Here is an 8801-nt window from a genome sequence, read left to right as displayed (position 1 = left end):
GCAGGCCACCGGCATCGGACCGGCACGTTCCGCCTCCGTCCACACCATCAGGCGACACCAGAATGACTCATATACTCACGAACCGCCCACTGAGATCAAGGCACTTGGCGGGAGAGAAAGAGGCCAACTCGGTCGATACCGTACGAGTCGTCGTAGTCGAGCAGCAGATACCCGGCAAGCTGCCCAGGTCGGCACTCCCGGCGAACACCGGCCCGCACACCCGCTGCTCGTCCGGTAACCGCCGAAATGGCGTGAATGGTTGCTCAGCGAGTTCCATCTGCTCGGCGATGTCCTCCAACACGTGCGTCAGCACCGCCGTGGTCAGGTGGTCCAGGGTAGTGCGCGCATCGGCAAGAGTGAGCAGGTTCCGGCGCCTGGAGAAGACACCATTGCGGTAAGAGCCCCGTCACAACCCCTTGTCAAGGTCGGCTACCGCCCCGACCGTCACCGCAATTCTCCTCGGCCATGCTCGCTACCGCTGCGGATAGGTCCCTCTGCACGCTGCTCCCTCGATCACCGCCCACCAAGGGCGGCCCCTCGCGAAGGAGCCAACGCGATCAACACGCACCTACACAGGGAGATAGCCTGCGGCTCCGCAGTTCCGGTGGGGAGCTGTGTTCGAGTACCGGTCAGGGATGTGGCACGTCCGTGCTTCGGATGCGCATGCCCGCGACCGAGGGAAGAGGAGAAGATGGCGCAAGGGGTTCCTTCGCCGCGGCGTTCCGCGGGCACCGAGACCGCGGTGGACGTGCTGCTGCGATGGACGTAGATCCGTCGGCGCTCGCCTGCTCAGGACATGGAGGACTTCAGGAACGGGCAGCCGTTGCAGGTCGTCGGATTCACCAAGAGCATTGGCGGAGCGGTGATGACGTCGATCGGCCAGGGCACGAAGATCGCTCGTACCAGGAGCGGATTCTTGCGGTGCGCCTTGGGAGAGACGCCGGTCTGGACTGACCGGACAGGCGAAAAGAAGAGCACTCCTCTGAGACCTCCTTTCGCGCTGAAGCCTGTCGAGGGCAAGGTGCCCATGGCGCCGAAGTTCGAGCGCTACGAGTTGAGTACTGGGGACGGGACCTACGACTTGGCGGTGCCGAAGAAGGACGCGGACCTCGTGCGATACGTCTTCGGGCAGACAGGGGACTGAGAGCCCTGCCCGATCGGCTGCCCGGTTCCGACATGGAACAGGGCGGCCGATCGATCGAGGGCCCACTCCGCCGCGCTGGCGGCCATTGTCCCGGTTGTACCTACTCGCGCCGATCGCTGCGGCACAAAACGGTTCAACCATCCGGATTTCTCCACCTTGAACCTACGCTTCGCCTGCCGCACGCAAGTTATCCGGGGCTTGGTCGGTTTCCTCGGGAAGTGGCGGTCGCCTGCTTGATTGAAGAGTTGGCGGTGCCGTGGCAGGCCGGACTCGAGGGCCGACGCCATGCTGCACGAGGAGGAGTCCGGAAGCGGGCCGCGGGTGCCGGCGCCCGCCACCAGCTGGTGTTCGTCGACCGGCTGGTGGCCACGCTGATCCATCTGCGGCACGACCTGCCGCATTCGGTGCTGGGGCTGCTGTTCGGCGTCGACCGCTCCACCATCACCCGTGCGATCGCAGAGATACGTACGCTCCTGGCTGAGGTTCCCCCGCAGTGCGGGAGTGGCTGACTAGTTGTATTGACCCGTGAGACACCTCAGGCGGTTAGCACGTCAAGTTGCCTGCCGGAGGCGGTCGAACAGACGGATCCCTTGCTGAGGGGAGGAGTGGGATGATCTCGCTGTGGAGACTCCTGATTCCTCGTTTCGCCAGCGCCTTCTGATCGAGGCGCTGGTGGTCGTGGCGGCGTCTGCGCCGGACCAGACGATGTGGCTGGAGAAGCACGGTGTCACGACGGACGAGATTGCCCTCGACTTCGAGCACGCATTCCGCATGGTCGAGCGCCTCGCGGAGGAGGGGCTCCTCGGCCGTGACGCGCTGCCCGACCTGAGGAACGGTCACGCATCCCCGCCTCGCCGCACTGCCGGTAGCGCTCGGCCCACCGCTGGGCCGTGGTGGGCGCGACCTGGAAGCGTTCGGCGGCCCGGCGCAGGGGCCAGCCCTCCTCGACCACGCGACGGGCCAGACGCAGGCGACCGGTCTCGGTCAGGGGTGCATTACGGTGGACCACGAGGGCCTTTCTGTTGGTGTAGACGTCGCAATCCACACCGAACCGGAAGGCCCTCACCTGTTCAAGATCCCTCAGCCGAGACCTGGCTCACCCGTCCACAACCTCCCCGGACAGAACAACTAGTACGGCAACGGTCTCCGCCGTGACGGTTGCGCAGGTGGTTCGTTGGTCTGGCCCTGGGTGGGGAACTGTCTGACGCCCGGTCGTGGGACCTTCGCCGCCCGGCACCGGTCCGCATCCGCGGTCCAGGACTTCGGCAGATACAACTCCCGGTCTACCAGCGCTCTGCCCTTGACCGAGACGTAGACGGCGAAGACTCCGATCTGGCAGTTCTCCGTCCGGCCGGCCGTGCCCGAGTACCGCCTTTGCACCCCAGCGGACGTGGTGCCCTTTCCGAGGAAGCCGGTGCCGTCCATGATCAGGACCCCGCCCGAAGCGCCGAGACGCTCGGCTACGTACTGCTGCAGTCGTCTCTCACCGCGTCGACGTCCCAGGACGCACCGTTCAGCAAGTGCTACAAGCCTGCCGGCCTGCGGAGTGCCATCGCCCCGGCGGGCCGTACGACCCGCGAACCAGACAAGCCCGGGGGTCTGCGGCAGCCCTGACGGACGGGTGGCATGAAGCGGGAGCGTCGCGACACCCTGCTGACACGGCGACGCACGCAGCCCGCACTCCTGGCTACCGGGCACTCGACCCGAAAGCCACCGGGCTCGACCGCCTCCGTGACATCACCCGGCACTGCGACGCCCCGCGAGCCGTACCAGGCGCCCCGGCCGCGGGGGTAGGCCCTACGGAGACCGGCGGGGCGGCGCTCCGACTCCCGGCCGGAGCCCCCGGACCACGCGGCCGGCCCAGGTCGTGGGCGACCACGTTCTGCCGGCCGCTCCGTAGGGAGCGCCTTGTTGCCTGACAGCAACGCCGGTGTCAGTGCCTGGGCGGCTCCGGTGACGTCACCTCAGGCATCCACCGAAGCCGGCGCCGCCGAGCCCGTCCTCGGAGTACTGCTCCCGGCGCGCCGGGCCGCGCCCGCCCCCCGTTCCGGCATCCGGCCTGGGACCCGGCTGGCACCACGTGTGAGACTCAGGGCATGATCCGTACCGCGACACCCGCCGACATCCCCATCATCCACACCCTGATTCGCGAGCTCGCAGAGTACGAAAAGGCACTCGACGAGGCCAGGGCGACGAAGGAACAGCTCACCGAGGCCCTGTTCGGCGAGCGCCCGGCCGCCTACGCACACGTGGCCGAGGATGCCCACGGCGACGTCGTGGGCTTCGCGCTGTGGTTCCTCAATTTCTCCACCTGGCGGGGCGTGCACGGCATCTACCTGGAGGACCTGTACGTCCGGCCCGAGGCCCGCGGCGGCGGCCACGGCAAGGCCCTGCTGACGGAACTCGCCCGCATCTGTGTCGCACGCGGCTACGAGCGCCTGGAATGGTCGGTCCTGAACTGGAACCGGCCCGCGATCGACTTCTACGAGGCACTGGGCGCCCGCCCCCAGGACGAGTGGTCGGTGTACCGGCTCACGGACGAAGCGCTGAACGCCATGGGAGACCAGGGCGGCCGGCCGTAGCCGAGTCCCTCCGGCCGGAACTCGTGAGTGGGTGCCGACGCCCGTGCCAGTGGCACGTCCAAGAGCGGAGCCGGTTCGTCGAGCCCCCCGGCCTGGAGGAGCAGCTTGACGAAGGGGATCAACGTCGAGCGGCTCGTCGCACTTGACGGCTTCGGCGACGGTGGCGAACGCCTCCGCCTCGAGGTCGCGCAGTTCTCCGGCGGGCGGTTCGCCCTCGTCATGGACTGTCCGTTCGTCCTGGCGACGTCGTACGCCCGGCCCCGCGTGGCGACGATGGAGCGCAGCTTCTCACGGACCGCAGCTCCGGCGAGGACGGCCCATTCGTACTGCAACGGCATACGGGGTATCTTTGCCGACTCAGGGGGATCGCGGCACCGGGGCTGGGGAGTCGGACGGGTGCGCTTCCCTTTCGCGCTCTCGGGGAGGGACCGTTTTGGTCGGTCACGATTTGTCATGTTCCCGTCTGATATCGCGCCGTGTGGGCTTCGCCGTCGTGGCGACCGCGGCTGTCGCGGGGGTGATGAGTCCTGCGGCGTCGGCCGAGCCGGTGCCGGCGGCCGACGAGGTGGTGATGGCGCCGTACGGCAAGTCGGTCCTGCCCGAGTACCTCTATTCCGCGGGACAGACCGGATTCCTGCACCGCGCGTACGGTCGGGGGTGGCGGTGGACGGACTACGCGACCGGCGAGTCGATGACACCGGATATCCCGGCGGACGGCAGCGCGGGACGGATCTTCGACACCCACGCCGACACGATCGCTTATCAGACCGGCACGAACGGTGTCGTGCTGATCGACCCGGCCGACGGCGCCAGGCGCACCCTTCGGCTGCCGGAGGGCGTCACCCTCCGTTCCGTGCAGGGCGACACCGTCCTCGGCGTCGCGAACGGCGAGTGCCATCTCTTCCGTCTCACGTCGGAGGGCTCGCTGGACGACCGCCCGGTGACGGACGTGCCCAGTGGCGCGACCTGCGGAGCGTCTTATCTCCCGGACGCCGGTGACGGAAACGGTGTCGTCGTGCGCTACCGGTCGGCCGCCGGTGACGGCGTCGGCCTGGTGGACCTGTCGACAGCCCGGATGAGCGTGCTGCCCGTGCCTCAGAGCTACATGATGAGCCTGCAGATCACCCCTCAGGCCGTCGCCTGGTACGACTCCTCGGCCGGCGCCGAGCAGATCGTGTCGCGCGACGACCCGCAGGCCACGCCGTGGAGCGTGCCGAACCCGTCCGCACCGAACAGCAGCGTGTTTCGCCTTGCCGGCTCCCGGGTTCTGCGGATGACCATGGATTCGGACCTGACCGTCTCCGTCGTGTCGTCCGACGGGGTCGTGACCAAGCCCTTGGACCACGGCGGAGCGGCCTTCGCCAACTTCGTTCCCGGCCCGGACGGCGATCTCCTCGTGAGCGGTGAACTGAACGGCGAACACGGGGTGCACCGCTTTTCCGAATCCCCCGACGGCGACCTGCGGCGCAGCGCCGTGCTGGACATCCCCTGGGCACCCTCGCGGACCGGCTCGCTCGCCCTCTTCCAGGGACGCCTCGACACCGCGGACACCTACACCGACAACCTGACGGCCTATCACGAGCGGAAGTTGGTCGTGTCCGGCACACCCATGGTCGTGAGGAACGAGAACCTCGGCGCCGCCGACTTGTGCGGGGCGAGCGGCTGTCCTCTGTATCCGACCGGTGACGGTCGCGTCCTCTACCCGACCGTGTACGAGGGGAAGGCCGTCCTGCGTCTCGTCAGCGAGGCGCATCCGGTACCGGGCACAACGATCGCCACGGGCCTGACCGACCTGACCGTCGAGAGTGTCTCCGGACGGTACGTCGCCTATCGCACCGCCACCGCGACCACAGTGCGCGACCTCGACTCGGGCGCCGTGGTGCGCACCGTCTCGGCCGCGCCCGGGGCGCTGTGGGGCGCCACCCTGTGGCAGGCGGCGGGGGCGGGCAAGATCACGGCCACCGACGTGCGTACCGGCACGGTGAGCCGGACGCTGTTCGTCGGCACCTCGTGCACCCCGTCGTCCGTGCAGGCCACCGGCCGGTACGTGTACGTGGAGTGCGGCGCCGGCGGGGACACTGCCGTCCTGGCGAGCCTCGCCGACGGGAAGGTGCGCGTTCTGCCCACCGGCTCGGCACCCGGGCTGCTCGGTGATGGCTTCGTCGTACACGTCGGCGCCGACCGGCAGGTCACCCTCACGGACGTCACTTCCACGACGCCGGCGACCCGCGTACTGGGCACCGCGCGCGGTACGACTGCCGGCATGGATTGGACGGTCGACGCGTACGGCGGTCAGGTCGCGTACGTCGACGCGGACGAGAACGTGCACGTCGTCCCCACGGGCATCGCCGCCGGGGCGCTCGGCGTGACGGACTCGTCGGTGCCGGCGAGCGCGTACGTCGCGTTGGACGGACCCGCGTGGAAGCCCCGCTGGTGGACCTCCAAGCCCGTCAGTCGCTGGCAGCTCACGATCAAGAACCGGACGACCGGGAAGACGGTTCGTACGCTCACGGGTGGCGAGACGCGCGGCCAGATCACGCCGAGCTGGGACGGCTGGACCGGCGTGGCGGGCGTCGGTGCCCCGGACGCCACCTATGCCTGGACCCTCACCGCCTGGCCCACGGACGGGCAGGGACCGGAGGTGACGAAGTCCGGTTCGGTGAAGATCACCGGCGCCCAGGCGGCGTACCACGACTTCGTGGCCCGCGACCGCGGCGGCGATCTGCTCACCCTCAACTCCGCCGGCGCCTTCACGTTCCAGCAGAGCACGGGCACGGGCACCTTCTCCGGCAAGACCTCCGCCAGTGGTTGGCCGACCTCCGCCGTCGCGGTGCCGTTCGGGACCGGCGACGGCCAATGCAACAACGTGCTGGTCCGGCTCAGCGGCGGGGAACTGCGCGGCTACCGCCCGGGGTGCGGCGCCCTCAAGCCGAGCACGCCGTACACCTCGCTCGGCACCGGCTGGGACGCCTATGACAGCCTCACCGCCCCGGGCGACCTGACCGGCGACAGCCGCCCCGACCTGCTCGCCCGAAGGAAGTCCACCGGTGACATCTACCTGTTCGCCGCGCGGGACGACGGCTCGCTCGCGGCGGGCAAGAAGATCCGTACGGCCTGGACCGGCTACACGAATATCGTGGGCGCGGGAGACCTCGACGGCGACGGCTACGGCGATGTGCTGGCGCGGGACAGGGCCGGCACCCTCTACCGCTACAACGGCACGGGGACGGGCCTGTTGAAGGACCGTGTGAAGGTCTTCTCGAACTGGGGCGGGTCGTACAACGCCATCGTCGGCGTCGGAGACATCAACGGAGACGGGAAGAGCGACCTCATCGAGCGGGACACGACGGGCAATCTGTACCGCAACAGCGGCGACGGCAAGGGATCGTTCGGGGCGCCCGTGAAGATCGCCACCGGCTGGCAGGGCTACAAGGGCATCTTCTAGGTGTATTGACCCGCAGTGTTTCCTGTCGTCCGCGGTCGGCGTGTCGGCCGTCCGCGCACCGCGGCCCGACTGGCTGCAGGAGGTGCCCGCGGCCGGCATCCTGCGGGCAGTGTGGCTGCGGCAGTTTCAGCGGACGGTCATGGACGGGGTGCAGGAGGTGGCCTGGCGGGGGAAGAATGATCTCCCGCCCAGCAGAGCGAGGATCACCTCGCCTTACGGCCCCGACTCCCGCAACGCCGTCAAGCGCGGCTCAGCTTGGAACGGCTACAAGGTCCACCACACCGAGACCTGCGGCGCCCTGGAGAGCGGCCGGCCCCACGTGATCACTCACGTGGTCACCACGGACGCCACGGTCGGCGACCCCGTGGTCGTCGACACGAAGTCCACGACCGGCTCCATGCCAAGCACTTGCTGCCTGGCGAACACCTGATGGACGCCGGATACATCTCCGCGGAGCTCCTGCTCACCGCGCCCGCTAGGCAGGACTGCGGAAGCCCCCCTCGCACACATCTTCACAGCCACCGCCATCAACCTCATCCGCATCGACGCCTGGTGGACCGGGCAACAACTCGCCCCCACCCGGACATCACACCTCGCTGCCCTCGACCTTGCCGCATCAAGCGGTTGGTGCTGCCCACCGGGCCGCGTGCTCCTGAACGAACTGGGTGAAGGTGCGCGGCGGATGGCCCGTCAGATCGAGCACCGCGGTGCTGACCTCGTCGTCCCGGCCGGTGCGGGCGCCGACGTCGGCGGCGGCGAGGATCGCGGCGAACTGTGCGGGTATGCCCGCGGCCCGCAGATCGGCCGCCTGCTGGTCCTCACTGGCATGGATCACCCGGACCGGGCGCCCGGTGCCGGCGGTGATGATCGCTGCCGCCTCCGGGTAACTCAGCGCCTGCGGGCCGGTGAGCAGGTAGTCATGCTGATCGCCGGGAATGGCGTCAAGGTCGGACAGCAGGGCGGCGGCGGTTGCCGCGATGTCCCGCGCGTCGATCCAGCCCACCCGGCCGTCACCGGCGGCGGTGCGGATCTCACCGTCTCGCCGGATCCGTTCGCCCAGCGGGTGTGGGCTTAGGAAGTTCTGCATGAAACCGGACGGGCGCAGCACGACCCAGCCGGGCTGGGCCCGGACCTGGGCGGCCAGTTCCGCCGCGCTGGGGGCAAGGGGGATGGCGGAGCCGAGAAGCACCACCTTGCGCACGCCGAGGCGCTGCGCCTTGGCCAGGAACGGCCCAACCGACGGCATCGGGTCCCCGCTCTGCACCGGAGGCACCAGGAAGACCCGGTCCTGTCCGTCCAGGGCGTCCGGATGGGTGGCCGGATCGTCCCAGTCGAACCGGATCGCGTCCGGGTCCTCGGCGGCCGGGCTGCGGCTGGCCACTCGAACCGGCACGCCTCTGCCACGCAGCAGTCTTACCAGTTCGCGACCGGTTTTCCCGGTGCCGCCGGTCACGAGTACGCCGGTCATCGGGTCGGCTCCTCGAACGTACTGGGCACGGTGTCTCCTTCGATCAGGGCTGACACGACGTGCCGACGGCGAGGACGAGCAGCCGCACCGCCGACAGGTCGTTTGATTCTTGTCGAATCATCACGGGATGCGACGGTAGGATAAAATTCGATGTACGTCAAA

Annotated in this window: 5 protein-coding genes and 3 pseudogenes; 5 read left to right on the top strand and 3 right to left on the bottom strand. The window is 69.0% G+C overall.

The annotated features are described in order from the left end of the window. The first annotated feature begins 796 nt into the window (after positions 1-796). Both ACWDD7_RS36345 and ACWDD7_RS36340 read left to right on the top strand, forming a co-directional pair. Positions 797-1144: a hypothetical protein gene (locus ACWDD7_RS36345; protein ID WP_450460545.1), complete on the top strand. Its 348-nt coding sequence runs from the start codon at positions 797-799 to the stop codon at positions 1142-1144. A 173-nt stretch (positions 1145-1317) separates the two neighbouring features. Next, positions 1318-1626, top strand: a pseudogene (locus tag ACWDD7_RS36340) (helix-turn-helix domain-containing protein); the annotation flags it as partial. Between the two features lie 344 nt (positions 1627-1970). On the opposite strand, the pseudogene ACWDD7_RS36335 reads toward ACWDD7_RS36340, so the two are convergent. Next, positions 1971-2153 (bottom strand): annotated as a pseudogene (locus ACWDD7_RS36335) (helix-turn-helix domain-containing protein); the annotation flags it as partial. Between the two features lie 209 nt (positions 2154-2362). Beyond that, a pseudogene (locus tag ACWDD7_RS36330) lies at positions 2363-2664 on the bottom strand (transposase); the annotation flags it as partial. 576 nt (positions 2665-3240) lie between these two features. Here ACWDD7_RS36330 and ACWDD7_RS36325 point away from each other — a divergent pair. From ACWDD7_RS36325 to ACWDD7_RS36315, 3 genes are all read left to right on the top strand, one after another. Further along, the gene (locus tag ACWDD7_RS36325) at positions 3241-3726 is read left to right on the top strand and encodes an N-acetyltransferase family protein (protein ID WP_450460544.1); all 486 of its coding nucleotides are present in this window, start codon (positions 3241-3243) and stop codon (positions 3724-3726) included. Between the two features lie 493 nt (positions 3727-4219). Then, a complete protein-coding gene (locus tag ACWDD7_RS36320; RefSeq protein WP_450460543.1) occupies positions 4220-7171 on the top strand; it encodes an FG-GAP repeat domain-containing protein in 2952 nt (983 codons plus the stop codon). 40 nt (positions 7172-7211) lie between these two features. Beyond that, positions 7212-7601 (top strand): hypothetical protein, encoded by a 390-nt coding sequence (locus ACWDD7_RS36315; protein WP_450460542.1) that lies wholly within the window; start codon positions 7212-7214, stop codon positions 7599-7601. Between the two features lie 186 nt (positions 7602-7787). Here the strand turns inward: ACWDD7_RS36315 and ACWDD7_RS36310 are convergent, their stop codons facing one another. Further along, positions 7788-8639 (bottom strand): NAD(P)H-binding protein, encoded by an 852-nt coding sequence (locus ACWDD7_RS36310; RefSeq protein ID WP_450460541.1) that lies wholly within the window; start codon positions 8637-8639, stop codon positions 7788-7790. Positions 8640-8801: the final 162 nt, after the last annotated feature.

It is taken from the genome of Streptomyces sp. NPDC001056, assembly GCF_053598955.1.
This window is presented reverse-complemented; position numbering and strand designations above follow the sequence as displayed.

Excerpts from the sequence above, each read along its gene's own strand:
- ACWDD7_RS36345 (WP_450460545.1), top strand. The coding sequence starts at position 797 with ATGGAGGACTTCAGGAACGGGCAGCCGTTGCAGGTCGTCGGATTCACC.
- ACWDD7_RS36310 (WP_450460541.1), bottom strand. The coding sequence starts at position 8,639 with ATGACCGGCGTACTCGTGACCGGCGGCACCGGGAAAACCGGTCGCGAA.
- ACWDD7_RS36325 (WP_450460544.1), top strand. The coding sequence starts at position 3,241 with ATGATCCGTACCGCGACACCCGCCGACATCCCCATCATCCACACCCTG.